This is a genomic window from Patulibacter sp. (assembly GCF_030655195.1).
GTDB lineage: Bacteria > Actinomycetota > Thermoleophilia > Solirubrobacterales > Solirubrobacteraceae > Patulibacter.
Window position 1 is genome coordinate 89814 of the sequence record NZ_JAURWA010000114.1, and the last position, 15460, is coordinate 105273.

Below are 15460 nucleotides of genomic sequence, written 5' to 3' on the forward strand. Positions count from 1 at the left end.
TCCGCCCGACCCCGCGATACGATCCGGACGTCCGCCCGGCGCCGCCGTGACGGACGGCGAACACGGCCGCGCCGGCTCCCGGCGGGGCCTTCTCGCGTCCCCTCGCCGGGCCGGAGGACAACCTCTCCGCGACCTCGCCCGTACTCCCACCGGTCCGCCGCATGTCCCTCCGCCCGCTCCTCCGCCACCTCGCCGACGAACCCACCGGCGCCCGCATCGCGCGGGAGGGCGGCAAGGTCTTCGTCGCCACGTCGATGCGGCCGTTCGTCGTCGCCGGCGCGCTCGACGGGGTGGACGGGGCGATCGGTCTGGGCCGGCCCGCGCTCGTCGTCGCGCCGGACGACAAGTCCGCCCGCGAGCTCGCCCGCGACCTGCGGGCCTGGCTGCACCCGCGACCCGTGCGGTTCTACCCGTCGCGCGGCGTCGCCTACGAGTCGCACCTGGCCCCGCCGCCACACCTCGTCGGCATGCGCGTCGCGGCGCTCGACGCCCTGCTGGCGGACGACGACGGCGAGACCGAGCTCCCGGTCGTCGTGGCCTCGGCCGCGGCGCTGTCGGAGACCGTCCCCGATCCGGCGCTGCGGCCCAAGGGGTTCTGCCTGAGGACGGGTGAGCTCCTGGACCTCGACGACTGCGCCCGGGACCTGGTCGCCTGCGGCTACGCCCGCGTCGACCAGGTCGACGACCGCGGGCAGTTCGCGATCCGCGGTGGCATCCTCGACGTCTTCCCCGCCACGGAGGACAACCCGGTCCGCGTCGACCTCTTCGACATCGAGATCGAGTCGATCCGCGCGTTCTCGGTCTACACCCAGCGCAGCCTCGGCGAGCTCGACCAGGTCGACGTCGCGCCGGCCGCCGAGCTCGCCGCCGAGCACCGCGGCGACGAGATCGCGCACTCGATCCAGGCGTCGAAGGAGGGGGAGGAGCGACCCGACGTCGCGAGCCTCCTGCCCGTCGACCGCTTCGGCCCGTTCCTCGACCTGGTGCCGCAGGACGCCGCGGTGATCATCGTCGCCGACGAGGAGATCCAGCCCGCGCTGCGCGACCAGTGGGACGACGTCTGCGCCGCGTTCCACGACGAGGACGCCGGCCACCTCTACGTCAAGCCCGAGGCGATCATGGAGGAGCTCGACCGTCGCGCCGAGCTGCGGATCATGAGCCTCCTGCAGGACCAGGACCTGCAGCTGCACGCCCAGTCCGGCGACCTGGCCGCCCGCAACCTGACCGGGGCGGAGACCGAGCTCGAGAAGCTCCTGCGCTCCGGCTACCGCACGGTCGTCACGTGGCGGCGGCAGGGCGACGGCGACCGCGCGGCCTACAACCTCTCCCGCGTCCGCGCCCAGTGGGTGGGGGAGGGCGACTTCGACCGCTCGCGGGCCGGGTTCGTCATCGCCGATCTCCGCCACGGCTTCATCGCCCCGGGGATGGAGCTCGCGGTGCTGCCGGACCACCGGCTCATGCGCCGGCGCAAGACGGAGGCCGACGACGAGTCCCGCCGGCGCTCCGGGCGCAAGGGCGCGCTGAAGTCCTTCGCCGACCTGCGCACGGGCGACATCGTCGTCCACGAGGACCACGGGATCGCCCGCTTCAACGGCTTCGACACGAAGACCGTCGGCGGCATCACCCGCGACTACCTCAAGCTCCAGTACGCCGGCGACGACAAGGTCTTCGTCCCCGTCGACCAGCTGGCCAAGATCACCCGCTACGTCACCGGCGGCGGGGCCGAGCCGACGCTCAGCAAGCTCGGCGGCAAGGGCTGGGAGCTGATCAAGACCCGGGCGCGCAAGGCCGCGCACGAGATGGCCGGCGAGCTCATCACCCTCTACGCCGAGCGCCGCGCCCGCCGCGGGTACCAGTTCCCCGCCGACGGGGAGCTCGTCGAGGAGTTCGAGGCGAAGTTCCCGTACAAGGAGACCGTCGACCAGCTCGACGCCATCGACGCCGTCAAGGCGGACATGGAGTCGACGCGCCCGATGGACCGCCTGATCTGCGGCGACGTCGGCTTCGGCAAGACCGAGGTCGCGCTGCGCGCCGCGGTCAAGGCGGCCGCGGACGGCAAGCAGGTCCTGATCCTCGCACCGACGACGATCCTCGCCCAGCAGCACTACGCGACGTTCGCCGAGCGGCTGCGCGACCTGCCGCTGACCGTCGACCAGGTCTCGCGCTTCCGTAACGCCGCGGAGCAGCGCGAGGTCGTCAAGGCGTTCAACGAGGGCAAGGTCGACGTGCTCGTCGGCACCCACCGCATCCTCGGCCGCGACGTCGCAGGCAAGGACCTCGGCCTGATCGTCGTCGACGAGGAGCAGCGCTTCGGGGTCAAGCAGAAGGAGAACCTGCGCCGCCTGAAGCTCCGCGTCGACGTCATCGCGATGTCCGCCACGCCGATCCCGCGCACGCTGCAGATGTCGCTGGCCGGCCTCCGCGACATCTCGACGATCGAGACCGCGCCGGAGGGCCGCCGCCCCGTCAAGACGTACGTCGGCGAGTACGACGAGCAGCTCGTCCGTCAGGCGCTGCGCCGCGAGAAGGACCGCGGCGGCCAGTCCTTCTTCCTCCACAACCGCGTCGAGACGATCGACGAGACCGCGGCGCGCCTGCGCGGGCTCTGCCCCGACATGAGCTTCGAGGTCGCCCACGGGCAGATGAGCGACCAGCAGCTCGAGGACCACATGATGCGGTTCCTCAAGGGCGACGCCGACGTCCTCGTCTCGACGTCGATCATCGAGTCGGGCATCGACATCCCGCAGGCCAACACCCTGATCGTCGACCGCTCCGACCTCTTCGGCCTGAGCCAGCTCTACCAGATCCGTGGCCGGGTGGGCCGGGGTCGGGACCGCGGCTACGCCTACCTCCTGTACCCCTCCGCCGCGGCCCTGACGGAGGACGCGATGCACCGCCTCACGGCGCTCGCGGACTACACGGAGCTCGGCTCCGGCTTCCAGATCGCGATGCGCGACCTCGAGCTGCGCGGCGCCGGCAACCTGCTCGGCGACGAGCAGTCCGGCCACGTCGCGGCGTTGGGCTTCGAGCTCTACCTGTCGATGCTCGAGGACGCCGTCCGAGAGCGCGAGGCCGAAGACCGCGACGGGTCCGAGGACGGCGCCGACGAGCGTCCGGAGCCCGTCCGCATGGACGCGCAGGTCTCCGCGTACGTCCCGGCGGAGTACGTGCCGTACGAGCAGGCGAAGGTCGACATCCACCGCCGGATCGCGTCGGCGAACGACGTCGCGAACCTCGAGGAGCTGCGCGGCGAGCTCGAGGACCGCTTCGGCGCGATGCCCGAGCCGCTGCTGAACCTCGTCGAGCTCCAGCGGGCGCGGATCCGCTTCGGCGAGGCGCGCTGCCGCGTCGTCACCCTGCGCGGGACGAAGCTCACGGCCACCCCGATCGAGCTGGACGCCGAGGGCATCGCCCGCCTGCGCGAGGAAGGGGCGGCGGTGGGCCTGGTCATGAAGTACGAGGGCGGCCACGAGCGGATCACCGTCACCGTCCCCGCCGAGGGGCCGGAGCGTCTCGAGGCCGTCGTGGCGGCGGCCGAGGGCGTGCGGGCCGCGGCGCTGAGCATCGCGCTGGCCTGACCGGCGGGCCGCGGGGGCGGTCGGTCCTCCCGGCCCCGCAGCCCGTGCGTGGCTCCGGCGCGGCACGGGTATCCGTGTCACGAGCGGGCCACGAGGCCCGCGATGACGGACCACGCGGGCGGGAACGGAATCTCCGATCCGGCCCGCGCGCAACGCTGATGGGGCCCTGAGCCCCGACTTAGGTCGGGTCGCTAGTCTGGCGCCCGATGCCTCGTCACCAGCGTCCCGCCACCAAAGCGCTCGTCGCCTGCGCAGTCGGCCTGCCGGTCGCCGCCCTCCTGACCGGATGCGGAGGTGGATTGTCCGGGGACTCGATCGCGAAGGTCGGGGACACGGACATCACCAAGACCCAGTACGAGCAGAGCCTGAAGTTCCAGGAGATGCGCGCCAGCCAGCAGGTCACGGGCAACAAGCTCTTCGCCTCGGCCACCCCGCAGCTGATCTCGTTCAAGGCGCCCTACACCGAGTGCCAGACCAAGCTCAAGGCCACCGTGCCCAAGGAGCAGCAGGCCCAGGTGACCCCCGCGCAGATCAAGCAGTACTGCGAGGGCATCCCGGAGCAGGCCAAGAGCCTCGCCGTCCAGCAGCTGATCTCCACGAAGGTCCTCGACGAGGAGGCGAAGGAGGCGAAGATCAACGTCACCGACGCCGAGATCAACAAGCAGCTCGACGCCGTCTACACGCAGGAGATCGGCGGCAAGGCCAACCTCGCCAAGTTCACCAAGCTCACGGGCCTGAACGGCGACGTCTTCAAGGACCTGGTCCGCCAGGGCCTCGAGCTCCAGAAGCTCACGGCGAAGGCCACCAAGGACGCCGGCAAGGTGACCGAGAAGGACGTCCAGGACTACTACAACAAGAACAAGAAGCAGTACGCGCAGCCCGAGTCGCGCAACCTGCACGTCGTCCTGACGAAGACCGAGGCCGAGGCCAAGAAGGCCCGGGCCGAGCTCGACGGGGGCGCGACGTTCGCGTCGGTCGCCAAGAAGTACTCGATCGACCAGGTCACGAAGAACGCCGACGGCAAGCTCGCCAACGTCGTGAAGGGCCAGCAGGAGAAGGCGCTGGAGACCGCCGCGTTCTCGACCGCCGCGACCGAGCTCGCCGGCCCCGTGAAGACCGAGACCGGCTGGTACGTCCTCCGCGTCGACAAGATCACGCCCGCGAAGACGATCCCCTACGCGCAGGTCAAGGCCGTGCTCAAGCAGCAGCTCGAGCAGACGAAGCCGCAGGAGGCCGCCCAGAAGTGGGAGGAGGGCGTCCTGAAGAAGTGGAAGGAGAAGACGGAGTGCCGCGACGGCTACAACACCGTCGCCTTCTGCAAGAACCAGGAGAAGCCGAAGACGACGACCGCCGCCGGCGCCGCCCAGACGCAGCAGCCGGAGTCCGGTCAGTAGCCGACCGCCCCGGGCGCACCGCGCCCCCGTCGGGATCCACGGCCCCGGGCATCGCCCGGGGCCGTCGTGCGTCCGGGGGTCCCCTGGCGTGGCCTCTATCGTGTGCCGGGTGCCGCGCGACGAGATCACCGCCGCCCTCGGGGCCCTGGACGACATCACCCGGAGGCTCCGCCTCGAGTGCCCGTGGGACCGCGAGCAGGACGAGCGGACGATCGTGCCCCACACGCTCGAGGAGGCCTACGAGCTGGCCGACGCCGCCAACTCGGGCGACGACGCCAAGCTCCGCGACGAGCTGGGCGACGTGCTCTTCCAGGTCCACTTCCTGTCGCTGCTGCTCGAGGAGCGCGGCGCCGGCGACCTCGCGGCGGTCGCCGCCGGGTGCCGGCGCAAGCTGATCCGGCGTCACCCGCACGTCTTCGCCGAGGACTCGCCGGAGATGACCGAGGTGCTCGAGGCCGACCGGGCCGGCCGCGAGGCGCGGGAGTCGCAGCTGACGGAGCGGGCGGGCGCCCAGCTGCGCGACGTCACGGGCGCCGACGACGTCCTGGCCAACTGGGACGCGATCAAGCAGACCGAGGCCGGTCGCGAGGGCGGCATCTTCGGCGAGGTGCCCGACAACCTGCCGTCCCTGCTCTTCGCGCGGAAGGTCCAGCGGCGGGCGGCCAGCTCGGGCTTCGACCCCATCGACGTCGACGCCGCGATCGAGGCCGCCCACGCCGAGCTCGACCGGCTGGCGGAGACGATCCGCGCCGGGGCGCGGGCCGCGACGTTCCAGGCGCTGGGCGACGCGCTCTTCGCGGTCACGAACATCGCCCGCAAGGCGAAGGCCGACCCCGAGATCGCCCTGCGCTCCGCCAGCGTGCGCTTCCGCGACCGCGTGCTGCGCGCCGAGGTCCTGGCGGACGCCGAGGGCCAGACCTGGGCGGAGCTCAGCGACGACGGACGCCTGGGCTACTACGCGCAGGTGCTCTTCGCCGAGCGCCCGGGCGGGGGAGACGTCCCGCCCGAGGAGCCGCAGGACGACTGACGGGCGGGCCCCTGGGGCGCCCCCGAGCGTCCGGGCGCAGACCTACGCGGCGGTCGCGAGCAGCAGGTCGGCGGTGCGCCGGTCGGCGAGGCCGGTGACCGGCAGGTGCCGCGCCCGCTGGAACGCCGCCACGGCGTCGGTGGTGGGACGGTCCCACCGGGCGGTGCGGTGTCCCCGGTCCAGGACCCGGGCACCGCGCAGGAGGGCCTGGGCGTCGGCGGCGCGGAGGGCCGGGACCACGTCCTCCGCCGCGCGGCCGGGCACCAGCGCCGCCCCGAGCGCGCGCAGGGCGACGCCGACCCCGACGAGCGGCGTCGAGGGCCGCGTGGCGTCCGACGCGCGGGCGTCCCACGGGCGGGAGGTCTGGGGGTGGAACGAGGTCGACATGTGGTGCCTTCGGTGGTGGTGTCCCCACCGTCGCACGCGTCCGTGAGCGCGAGCCGAGGGTCGCCTGAACGCTTCCTGAGCGCCGGGCCGACGAACGCGCGGCCGTCCCGGCAGACTGTGCCGACATGAGCCAGATCGAGTCCGTCCTCGGCCGCCAGGTCCTCGACTCCCGGGGCAACCCGACCGTCGAGGTCGAGGTGACCCTCGCCTCCGGCGCCACCGCGCGCGCCGCGGTGCCGTCGGGCGCGTCCACGGGCGAGTTCGAGGCGACCGAGCTGCGCGACGGCGGCGACGCCTACCTCGGCAAGGGCGTCCTGAACGCCGTGGCGAACGTCAACGGCGAGATCGCCGCGGCCGTCAAGGGCCGGGACGCGGACGACCAGCGCGCCCTGGACCAGGCGCTGATCGACCTCGACGGCACCCCGAACAAGTCGCGCCTGGGCGCCAACGCCATCCTCGGCGTCTCCCTCGCCGTCGCGAAGGCCTCCGCCGCCGACGCCGGCGTCCCGCTGTGGAAGCACCTGCAGGTCGACGCCCCGGGCGCCGGCGTGACGCTGCCGGTGCCGATGATGAACGTCTTGAACGGCGGCTCGCACGCCGACAACTCCGTGGACTTCCAGGAGTTCATGATCGTCCCGTTCGGCTTCGAGACGTTCTCCGAGGGCCTGCGCGTCGGGGCCGAGATCTTCCACCACCTCAAGGCCCTCCTGCACTCCCGCGGCCTCGCCACGTCGGTCGGCGACGAGGGCGGCTTCGCCCCGGACCTCTCGTCGAACGAGGAGGCCCTGCAGGTCCTCGTCGACGGCATCGAGAAGGCCGGCTACACGCCGGGCGAGCAGGTCGGCATCGCCCTGGATCCCGCCACGTCCGAGATCTTCGAGGGCGGGAAGTACGTCCTCACGCACGAGAACCGCTCGCTCACGGCCGCCGAGCTCTCGGCGTACTGGGCCGACAAGGCCGGGAAGTACCCGATCCTCTCGATCGAGGACGGGATGGACGAGGAGGACTGGGACGGCTGGAAGACGCTGACCGACGCCCTCGGCGAGAAGGTCCAGCTGGTCGGCGACGACCTCTTCGTCACCAACCCCGAGCGGCTCCAGCGCGGCATCGACGCGCGCACCGCCAACTCGATCCTCATCAAGGTCAACCAGATCGGCACCCTGAGCGAGACGCTCGAGGCGATCAAGATGGCCCGTGGCGCCGGCTACACCGCCGTCATGTCGCATCGCTCCGGCGAGACCGAGGACGTCACGATCGCCGACCTCGCCGTCGCCACCGGCTGCGGCCAGATCAAGACCGGCGCGCCGTCCCGCTCGGACCGCGTCGCGAAGTACAACCAGCTCCTCCGCATCGAGGAGGCCCTGGGCGACAAGGCGGTCTACCCGGGTCGCAGCGTCTTCCGCGGCTGAGCTCCCGGCCCGGCGGCGGGCCCCGCCGCCGGGCGCCCGGGCGTCCCCCGTCCGACCGTGGGTGGGCAGATGGTTGCGTGGGTAACTGGCGTCCATGACCCGGACCTCCCGCCCAGCTCTCGCCGCCGGGTACCTCGTCGCGTACGCGGCCGTGCAGCTCGGCCTGATCGCCGTGTTCGGGTACGTGGGACCGCTCGAGATCGTGGTGGCCGCGGTACTCGCTGTCCCGGTGACGATCGGCGGCGCGCGGCTGCTCGCCGCCGACCTCGAGCCGGAGCTCGACCTCGAGTTCGACCTCGCACCCGTCGGGCCCGAGGTGACGCTCCCGGTCGCCGCCGAGTCGCGGTCGGCCGCCGCGGCCTGAGGCGCGAGCCCGCCGGGTCGGGGCCCGCGATCGCCCGTGCGAACAGGCGTTCCGGGGTCGTGCAACGGATCGTGCACGCCGTCCACGACATCTGGCTGCAAGTCGGCGTGCGTCCGGAGGAACGGCGGTGCGCGAGGCCAACAGCCATGTCGTGAGCAGCGCTACGACCGCCACACGCGGCACCCGCACCCCGTCGACGCAGGCGGCCCGCGTGGCCGCCAACCGTGCGCGCTTCGGCCGCATCGCGCTCGCCGTGGTCGTGCTGCTGATGGCGTCGAGCTACGTCCGCCCGGCGGTCGACTGGGTGAACGCGCGCAGCGCCGCGGGTGAGCAGGCACAGCGTCTCGACGCGTTGCGGGCCACCGAGGCGCGGCTGGAGCACGAGAAGGCCCGACTCAGCACGCAGCGGGGCCTGACCGTCGAGGCACGGCGACTGGGGATGGTTCGCGAGGGCGAGCGCTCCTACGTCGTGCGCGGGCTGCCGAAGAACTGATCCGCCCGGCATCGCGTCGCCGCACCCACCACCTCCACATGAGGTGGGTGCATCGCGACGCCCGGACGGATCGGAATCACGGACCACCCGCCCGCGGGAGGCGGGCGGGTGGGACCGTTATCGTGGCCCCGTGCGGTTGAGCCTGGCGGTCGAGCAGTGGCGGAGCGGGGAGCGGTGGATCGCCGGCCTGGACGGGCGGCTCTCCCTGCGCGCGGAGGACGTCGCGCAGGCCACCTACGACGAGCTGCGGCGACGGCTAGGCGGTGCCTTCACCACCAACGAGCTCGTGGACCTCTACGAGTCGGGCGTCAGCTGGGCGCTGGACCTGGCCTCGCGCGTCGCGCCGGACGATCCCGACGCCTGGGACTCCCGCGTCACCGACGCGGCGTTCCTGCGCTACCTGGGCCAGGCCCAGGACTGGGGCGGCGGGCGCATCGTCCACCACGAATAGGGGGAAGGGGTGCGGGCCCCGCCCCGAACGTCCCGGGTGTGGCCCCGCCCTCTAGCTCTGGTCGGAGCCCTCGCCGGCGCGGCGGATGATGATCTGGTCGTCCTCGATCGTGACCTCGACCGGGCGGTGGCCCGCCCAGTGCTCCGCGTAGACCGCGGAGTCCGCGACGGCCGGGTCCAGCCAGAGGCCGTAGCCCTCGTCGCCGTGGTCGAAGGTGCCCTCGAAGCCGTTGGCCGACCCGCCACGACGGCGACGTCCGCCGCCACTGCGCCGGCGGCGCCGCGGGGCGTCGTCCTCGGCGTCGTCGTCGCCACGCTCGGCGGCCTCCGCGGCGCGCTTCTCGGCCTGCGCCTTGCGCTCGGCCTCCTTCGCGGCCTCCTCGGCGGCGAGGCGCTCGGCCTCCGCCTTGCGCTCGGCCTCGGCGGCCTCGAGCTCGACGGCGATCTGCGCGTCGTCCTCGGCACGGAGGTCGACGTCCTCCGGGGCGATCGCGCCGGCCGGATCGTCGGGCGACGCGGCGGTCAGGCCGTTCTTGTCCTTGAAGTCGGCGATCTCCGGCCCGGTGACCTCGAGCTGGTGGGCGACCCACGCGTCGGTGCGGCCCTGGCGCACCCACGTGCGGATCTGGTTCAGGTGGGGTCGGAGCGAACGGCGTGCCATGTAGCAGCCCAATCTACCGACGAGCGGGACCCCCCTGCGTGGCGCCCCCGCGACGCCGTCGGACGCGCCGGATCCCGCACCCCGCCGACCGCGTGGCGAGTTCCGGCGGACGACCGCGCGGCCGAGCCGCGGCGCCGAGGGGCGTCTACGCGAAGACGAGCGACAGCACGCGGAACATCACGAGGGTGACGAGCACGGCCGTGAACGTGAGCATGCCCAGCAGGGCGAGGTACCGCAGGCCCCGGCGACGCTTGACGGCGTCGAACTCCCGCATCGCCTCGCGTCGCTGCACCTCGCGGAGCATCTTCTCGCGCTGGCGTTGCGCGATCTGCGTCTCGCGCGCCAGGCGGCGTTCCAGCTCGTCGAGCGAGCCGGAGGGGCGTTGGCGGGCCGCGCTCACGTCCTCGAGGGTAGTGCATTCCCGCAGGCGCCCCACCGACCGCGGCCCACCCGCTGCGCACGGAGCTGCACCCGGCGCAGGTGCGGGGCGTCGGTCCCGTTCGGCGCGATCGCGAGGACGCGCCCGAGCCCCTCGGCCACCAGGCGCTCGCTCAGCGAGCGTCGCCACCCGACGGGCGTCAGCGCCGCCAGGAGCCGTCCGTAGGGGTCGACGCGCTCGACGTCGAAGCGCACCCGCACGAGGCGTCCGGTCGCCCAGTCGCGGTTGCGGTGCGAGGCCTCCGGGCCGAAGCACTCGACGCCGCGGTCGGGGTGCACCGTCTCGGGCGTGTCGACCCCGAGGTAGCGAACGGTGACGGTGGCCCGGCCCTCGTCGTCGCGGAAGGCGATGCGCGCGGTGTCGCCGTCCAGCGTCCGCACGACCCGGGCGCGCGCGCCGGGGACGGACAACGCCGCGACGGCCCGCCCCGCGACGCCCCCGGGGGCCTCCGCGCCCGGTGGCCAGAGCCGGGTCGCCCCGAAGCCGCCGGCGACCGCCGCCAGCGCGACGACCACCGCAGGAGGGGGGCCGGGGCGCGGGGCAGCGGGAGCCATCGCCCGAGGGTGATCCGCCCGGGTCGACGGGGGCCGCCGGCGCCCCGCATCGGCACGGGTCCGGCACGGTGCCGTCACGCGCGGGAGCAGGCGCGATGCGGGTGGGAGGCGGGGTTTTGGGATACCCTCCGCGTCTCGCCGTCCGATCCAGCCTGCCGGATCCGGAGCCGAGGAACCCCCGAAGACCAGAGCGGTCCGTGCGGACCGTCGGGAACCCAAAGCAACGAGAAGGATCTCCATGGCTGTTCAGACCGCATCGACGATCGACCGCGTCACGGAGCTGCTCGGCGACGACGCCGACTCGCTCCTGGGCCACAAGTCCACGACGATCGACGCCTCGCAGCTGCACCTGCCGGGCCCCGACTTCGTCGACCGGATCTACTCCGCGACGGACCGCAACAACCGCACGCTGGTCAACCTCCAGCGCCTGTTCGACGGCGGCCGCCTGGGTGGCACCGGCTACGTGTCGATCCTCCCGGTCGACCAGGGCATCGAGCACTCCGGTGCCGCGAGCTTCGCGCCCAACCCCGCGTACTTCGACCCCAAGAACATCGTCGAGCTGGCGATCGAGGGCGGCTGCAACGCGGTGGCCTCGACGCTCGGCGTCCTGGGCGCGGTCTCCCGCACCCACGCGCACAAGATCCCGTTCGTGGTGAAGCTCAACCACAACGAGTCGCTCTCGCTGCCCGAGACCTACGACCAGATCATGTTCTCGTCGGTCCAGCGCGCCTACGACCTCGGCGCCGCCGCCGTCGGCGCCACGATCTACTTCGGCTCGCCGGAGTCGGGTCGGCAGATCGTCGACGTCGCCCGCGCGTTCGAGGAGGCCCACCGCCTCGGTCTCGCCACGATCCTCTGGTGCTACACGCGCAACTCGGCGTTCAAGGTCGACGGCGTCGACTACCACACCGCCGCGGACCTCACCGGCCAGGCCAACCACCTCGGCGTGACGATCGAGGCCGACATCATCAAGCAGAAGCTGCCGGAGCTCAACGGCGGCTTCAACGCGATCAAGGTCGGCAAGACGCACCCGCTCGTCTACTCCGAGCTGACGACGGACCACCCGATCGACCTCACCCGGTACCAGCTGGCCAACTGCTACATGGGTCGCGCCCCGCTGATCAACTCGGGCGGCGCCTCCGCCGGCGAGACGGACCTCACCGAGGCCGTCAAGACCGCGGTCATCAACAAGCGCGCCGGCGGCGCGGGCCTGATCTCCGGCCGCAAGGCGTTCCAGCGGCCGCTCGCGGAGGGCGTCGCGCTGCTGCAGGCGATCCAGGACGTGTACCTGGACCCGCAGATCACCATCGCCTGATCACCCCGGGGGCCCGCGGACGCCACGATCCGGCGTCCCCGTGGCCCCCGGATCCGGGCGTGCGGACGCCGCTTCGGTGCGTCCCCACGGCCCCTGATCGGCGGGTGACCGACGTCGATCGCCCCTGCTGCGCACCCCGGACCCGCCGTCAGCCTACAATCGGTCCGATGGCGGGCCAGGCAGAGCTGTTCACGGTGTGCAGCTCCTGCGGGCAGCAGGTCTCGACGTTCGTGACCGAGTGCCCCTACTGCGGCACGCGCCTGCAGAAGCGGGCCCCCCGCCTGGACCGCAAGGACGGCGACCTCGAGGCGCTGCTGCGGCTCCCGTCGGTCGAGCCGGACCGCTCGTCGCACGACCGGACCCCCCGGGGTTCCGAGGACGACGACAACGTCGTGCCGCTCAAGCGCGGCCGCCGGACCCTGAAGCCGAGGTCCAAGCCGGACGCCGGGCCGAAGTCGAAGTCGAAGCCCTCGCGACCGAAGCCGGGCGGCTCCGGCCTGCGGGCGACGCTCCGCCGCCCGCGCAGGGCGAAGAGCTCGTACGCGACCGAGGGCAAGGCGTACGCGACCTTCGCGATCATCCTGATCTCGCTGATCGGCCTGCCGGTCCAGCAGCTCCTCAACGGCACCGACCTGCTGCTGATCGACGGCTCGCCGGCGTGGCGCGCGGTCACCGCGTCCCTCCTCTTCACGAACACCTGGAACGCGGTGGCCGTGCTGACGACCTTCGGGGTCTTCGGCTGGCTGTGGGAGCGCCGGGCGGGAGCCGTGGGCTCCGCGGTCGTCGTGGTCGCGTTCCTCGTCGCCGGCGTCGGCGGACTCCTGCTGGACCGCGCAGCGGATCCGGGTGTCGTGGCGTTCGGCTCGGCCGGCGCAGCGATCGCCCTGGCCACCGCATGGATCGTCACCGAGATCCGCGCGCGCCGCCAGGGGGAGTCGCTCGACGGCGACCTGCTGGGTGCCGCGACGCTGCTCGTCGTCCCGATCGCCACCACCGCGCTGACGGCCACCGCCGTCCCGGTCTCGATCGGCGTCGGTCTCGTCCTGGGCTCGCTGCTGGGCCTCGGGCTCTCGCTCGCCCGCCGCTGAGCACCGGACCGGCCCTCGCGCGCGGGCGTGACCGCGCCCGCGCCGGACCGGGGAGTCCCGCACGCCGGGCCCACCGGGACGGCTCCGTATGCTCGGAGGCGTGACCGATCGCCCCTACACCGCGGAGCAGGTCGACGCCGCCGTCCGCGAGATCAGCGAACCCGGCCGGCTGCGCCGCGCCGAGGAGGTCGTCACCCACGCGGTGCCGAACCTCCAGCGCATCATCGACGGCGCGCTGCACGACGGCGGCTGGTTCAGCCAGGGCCACGAGCAGCAGATCACCCAGGCCTCCGCCGAGCCCGATCCGAAGATGCGCGAGGCGCGGCTGCACGCCCTCGTCGCCGACGAGTCGCAGCTGGCGATGCTCGTCGGGGTAACGGTGGGGTTCGCGCTCGCCCGCGAGCTCGACGCACCCGGGACGGCGGCCGCCGAGGCGGACCCGTCCCCCGAACACGATCCTGACGGAGCACCCCCCGCATGACGACCCTCACGTTCCTCGGCCAGTCGGCCATCCTCCTCGAGGCCGGCGGCTTCCACGTCCTCGTCGACCCGTTCCTGGGCGACAACCCGAAGGCGACGACCTCGCCCGACGACGTCCCCGCCGACCTGATCCTCCTGACCCACGGCCACGGCGACCACCTCGGCGACACCGTCGCCATCGCCAAGCGGACCGGCGCGCCCGTCGTCGCGATCGTCGAGGTCGCCAACGAGCTCGCCGAGGAGGGCCTCGACGTCGTCGACCTCAACCTCGGCGGCACCCACGAGTTCGACGGCGGCTGGGTCCGGATGGTCCCGGCGTGGCACACCGGCCTGACGCCCAAGGGCACGCCGCACACCCCCGCCGGCCTGGTCATCAACCTCGGCGGCAAGACGGTCTACCACCTCGGCGACACCGCGCTCTTCAGCGACCTGGCCCTGCCGTCGCGTCGCGATCCGCTCGACCTGGCCCTGATCCCGATCGGCGGTCACTACACGATGGATCGCCACGACGCCGTCGAGGCCGCCCGCCTCGTCGCCGCCCCGCACGTCGTCCCGGTGCACTTCGACACGTTCCCGCCGATCGAGACCGACGCCGAGGCGTTCAAGCGCGAGGTCGAGGAGGCCGGGGTGGCGAAGGTGTCCGTCCTCGCCCCCGACGCCTCCGTCGAGGTCTGACGCCCCGGTCCCCCGCCGGCCCCCGGATCACACCGGTGGCCGGCCCGGGGGGCTAGCCTCCGCCCATGTCGACCTCCACCGCAATCGTCCTCGTCCAGGCGGACCGCCGGTTCCTCGGCGACCTCGGGGAGCGGCTCGCCGACCTCGAGGGCGTGGCGGAGGCGTACTCCGTGACGGGCGACTGGGACTTCGTCGCGATCGTCCGGCTGTCGCGGCCGGAGGACCTCGCCCGCGTCGTCACCACGGGGATCGCGCGCGAGGAGGGCGTCGAGCGCACCCAGACGCTGATGGCGTTCGAGGCGTTCTCCAAGCACGACCTCGACGCCTTCTTCGACGTCGGCGGCTGAGCGACGCCCCGGGCCCGGCGGCGCGGCTCGTCGGCGCCATGCGGTCGGTACGCTCGCCTGCGTGCCGATCGCGCGCCCCGAGTACGGACCGTCGCTGAAGGACATCGCCGGCCCGCGTCTGGCCGCGCTGCGCCGCCCCGTCCGCTGGGCGATCCTCGCGGCGCCCGTCGTCCTCCTCCTGCTCGTCGCGGCCGTCGCGTACGCCCGGCGCGACGTCGTGACGCAGGCCGTGATCCGGGGTCCGCTGACCTTCAACACCCGCTACGACGCCGGCCTCGAGCGCGTCCGGGCCGGCACGGGGGAGCTGCTGCACCTGCGGACGAAGCCCGGCGAGGGCCGCGGCGTCGAGGACCTCGTCTACCGGGACGCCGGCCCCGCGCCGGCACGGATCGAGCCCGCCGGCGGTCCGATCGCCCAGCTGGCGCTCCGGGCCGACGACGTGATGCGTCCGCTCCGCGCGACGCTGCAGGACTACCAGGTCCGCTCCGCGGGCCGCATCCGCATCGGCAGCGACTACGGCGGCTGGATCGTGCGCTACCAGTTCAAGCGCCGGATCCCGGGCGACACGACCACGCAGGCCCGCACGTTCTTCGGCGCCCGCGTGCTGCTGCTGCCCGACGCCCAGGGCACGAAGGAGCGGGTCCTCGACGTGTCGCTGCAGAGCCAGCGGTCGCAGGTCGTGTCGAACATCAGCGAGGTCGGCGGCAACGGCCCGATGCGCACCCCGTTCTACGGCGTGGCCTTCGGGACCGAGAAGCCCTGAGACCGCGACGCGGTCGGCGGCCCCGGGCCGCCCGCT

General features: G+C 73.2%; 17 protein-coding genes. 13 read left to right on the plus strand and 4 right to left on the minus strand.

Annotation, left to right across the window (positions count from 1 at the left end):
• Positions 1 to 161 precede the first annotated feature (161 nt).
• The 3 genes from mfd (at position 162) to Q7T67_RS12605 (ending at position 5999) form a co-directional block, all read left to right on the plus strand.
• On the plus strand, positions 162 to 3578 hold the full coding sequence (mfd, locus tag Q7T67_RS12595) for a transcription-repair coupling factor (RefSeq protein WP_304789858.1): 3417 nt from the start codon (positions 162 to 164) through the stop codon (positions 3576 to 3578).
• A 206-nt stretch (positions 3579 to 3784) separates the two neighbouring features.
• Positions 3785 to 4972: a peptidyl-prolyl cis-trans isomerase gene (locus tag Q7T67_RS12600; RefSeq protein ID WP_304789861.1), complete on the plus strand. Its 1188-nt coding sequence runs from the start codon at positions 3785 to 3787 to the stop codon at positions 4970 to 4972.
• A 109-nt stretch (positions 4973 to 5081) separates the two neighbouring features.
• Positions 5082 to 5999, plus strand: a complete 918-nt coding sequence (locus tag Q7T67_RS12605; RefSeq protein ID WP_304789863.1) for a YabN family protein — start codon at positions 5082 to 5084, stop codon at positions 5997 to 5999.
• A gap of 42 nt (positions 6000 to 6041) precedes the next feature.
• Here Q7T67_RS12605 and Q7T67_RS12610 read toward each other — a convergent pair whose 3' ends face one another.
• Entirely contained in the window at positions 6042 to 6386 is a 345-nt protein-coding gene (locus tag Q7T67_RS12610) for a peptidoglycan-binding domain-containing protein (RefSeq protein WP_304789866.1), read from the minus strand.
• Positions 6387 to 6511: 125 nt separating this feature from the next.
• Here Q7T67_RS12610 and eno point away from each other — a divergent pair, with 125 nt between their 5' ends.
• The 4 genes from eno (at position 6512) to Q7T67_RS12630 (ending at position 9103) form a co-directional block, all read left to right on the plus strand.
• Complete coding sequence (eno, locus tag Q7T67_RS12615; RefSeq protein WP_304789870.1) at positions 6512 to 7795, plus strand: phosphopyruvate hydratase; 1284 nt, start codon at positions 6512 to 6514, stop codon at positions 7793 to 7795.
• Between the two features lie 94 nt (positions 7796 to 7889).
• The gene (locus Q7T67_RS12620; RefSeq protein ID WP_304789873.1) at positions 7890 to 8159 is read left to right on the plus strand and encodes a hypothetical protein; all 270 of its coding nucleotides are present in this window, start codon (positions 7890 to 7892) and stop codon (positions 8157 to 8159) included.
• Between the two features lie 151 nt (positions 8160 to 8310).
• Positions 8311 to 8652, plus strand: a complete 342-nt coding sequence (locus tag Q7T67_RS12625) for a septum formation initiator family protein (RefSeq protein WP_304789876.1) — start codon at positions 8311 to 8313, stop codon at positions 8650 to 8652.
• Between the two features lie 130 nt (positions 8653 to 8782).
• The gene (locus Q7T67_RS12630) at positions 8783 to 9103 is read left to right on the plus strand and encodes a hypothetical protein (RefSeq protein ID WP_304789879.1); all 321 of its coding nucleotides are present in this window, start codon (positions 8783 to 8785) and stop codon (positions 9101 to 9103) included.
• Positions 9104 to 9154: 51 nt separating this feature from the next.
• On the opposite strand, the gene Q7T67_RS12635 is transcribed toward Q7T67_RS12630, so the two are convergent.
• The 3 genes from Q7T67_RS12635 to Q7T67_RS12645 all read right to left on the minus strand — a co-directional run bounded on the left by Q7T67_RS12635 (position 9155) and on the right by Q7T67_RS12645 (position 10756).
• The gene (locus Q7T67_RS12635) at positions 9155 to 9763 is read right to left on the minus strand and encodes a hypothetical protein (RefSeq protein WP_304789882.1); all 609 of its coding nucleotides are present in this window, start codon (positions 9761 to 9763) and stop codon (positions 9155 to 9157) included.
• A gap of 145 nt (positions 9764 to 9908) precedes the next feature.
• Positions 9909 to 10163, minus strand: a complete 255-nt coding sequence (locus Q7T67_RS12640) for a hypothetical protein (protein ID WP_304789886.1) — start codon at positions 10161 to 10163, stop codon at positions 9909 to 9911.
• Complete coding sequence (locus tag Q7T67_RS12645; RefSeq protein WP_304789889.1) at positions 10160 to 10756, minus strand: thermonuclease family protein; 597 nt, start codon at positions 10754 to 10756, stop codon at positions 10160 to 10162. Before Q7T67_RS12645 ends, Q7T67_RS12640 begins: the two co-directional genes overlap by 4 nt.
• A gap of 238 nt (positions 10757 to 10994) precedes the next feature.
• Between Q7T67_RS12645 and Q7T67_RS12650 the strand changes: the two genes are divergently transcribed.
• From Q7T67_RS12650 to Q7T67_RS12675, 6 genes are all read left to right on the plus strand, one after another.
• Complete coding sequence (locus Q7T67_RS12650; protein ID WP_304789892.1) at positions 10995 to 12071, plus strand: class I fructose-bisphosphate aldolase; 1077 nt, start codon at positions 10995 to 10997, stop codon at positions 12069 to 12071.
• A 167-nt stretch (positions 12072 to 12238) separates the two neighbouring features.
• Entirely contained in the window at positions 12239 to 13159 is a 921-nt protein-coding gene (locus tag Q7T67_RS12655; RefSeq protein WP_304789895.1) for a zinc ribbon domain-containing protein, read from the plus strand.
• Between the two features lie 100 nt (positions 13160 to 13259).
• Positions 13260 to 13640, plus strand: coding sequence for a hypothetical protein (locus Q7T67_RS12660; protein WP_304789897.1), 381 nt, complete (start codon positions 13260 to 13262; stop codon positions 13638 to 13640).
• Entirely contained in the window at positions 13637 to 14314 is a 678-nt protein-coding gene (locus Q7T67_RS12665) for a metal-dependent hydrolase (protein ID WP_304789899.1), read from the plus strand. Before Q7T67_RS12660 ends, Q7T67_RS12665 begins: the two co-directional genes overlap by 4 nt.
• A gap of 65 nt (positions 14315 to 14379) precedes the next feature.
• Positions 14380 to 14661: an Lrp/AsnC family transcriptional regulator gene (locus Q7T67_RS12670; RefSeq protein ID WP_304789901.1), complete on the plus strand. Its 282-nt coding sequence runs from the start codon at positions 14380 to 14382 to the stop codon at positions 14659 to 14661.
• A gap of 61 nt (positions 14662 to 14722) precedes the next feature.
• Positions 14723 to 15424, plus strand: coding sequence for a hypothetical protein (locus tag Q7T67_RS12675; RefSeq protein ID WP_304789904.1), 702 nt, complete (start codon positions 14723 to 14725; stop codon positions 15422 to 15424).
• Positions 15425 to 15460: the final 36 nt, after the last annotated feature.

Bases quoted from the DNA above. Each gene is read 5' to 3' on its own strand.
- mfd (WP_304789858.1), top strand. From the start codon at position 162: ATGTCCCTCCGCCCGCTCCTCCGCCACCTCGCCGACGAACCCACCGGC.
- Q7T67_RS12600 (WP_304789861.1), top strand. From the start codon at position 3,785: ATGCCTCGTCACCAGCGTCCCGCCACCAAAGCGCTCGTCGCCTGCGCA.
- Q7T67_RS12610 (WP_304789866.1), bottom strand. From the start codon at position 6,386: ATGTCGACCTCGTTCCACCCCCAGACCTCCCGCCCGTGGGACGCCCGC.
- eno (WP_304789870.1), top strand. From the start codon at position 6,512: ATGAGCCAGATCGAGTCCGTCCTCGGCCGCCAGGTCCTCGACTCCCGG.
- Q7T67_RS12620 (WP_304789873.1), top strand. From the start codon at position 7,890: ATGACCCGGACCTCCCGCCCAGCTCTCGCCGCCGGGTACCTCGTCGCG.
- Q7T67_RS12635 (WP_304789882.1), bottom strand. From the start codon at position 9,763: ATGGCACGCCGTTCGCTCCGACCCCACCTGAACCAGATCCGCACGTGG.
- Q7T67_RS12645 (WP_304789889.1), bottom strand. From the start codon at position 10,756: ATGGCTCCCGCTGCCCCGCGCCCCGGCCCCCCTCCTGCGGTGGTCGTC.
- Q7T67_RS12650 (WP_304789892.1), top strand. From the start codon at position 10,995: ATGGCTGTTCAGACCGCATCGACGATCGACCGCGTCACGGAGCTGCTC.
- Q7T67_RS12655 (WP_304789895.1), top strand. From the start codon at position 12,239: ATGGCGGGCCAGGCAGAGCTGTTCACGGTGTGCAGCTCCTGCGGGCAG.
- Q7T67_RS12665 (WP_304789899.1), top strand. From the start codon at position 13,637: ATGACGACCCTCACGTTCCTCGGCCAGTCGGCCATCCTCCTCGAGGCC.
- Q7T67_RS12670 (WP_304789901.1), top strand. From the start codon at position 14,380: ATGTCGACCTCCACCGCAATCGTCCTCGTCCAGGCGGACCGCCGGTTC.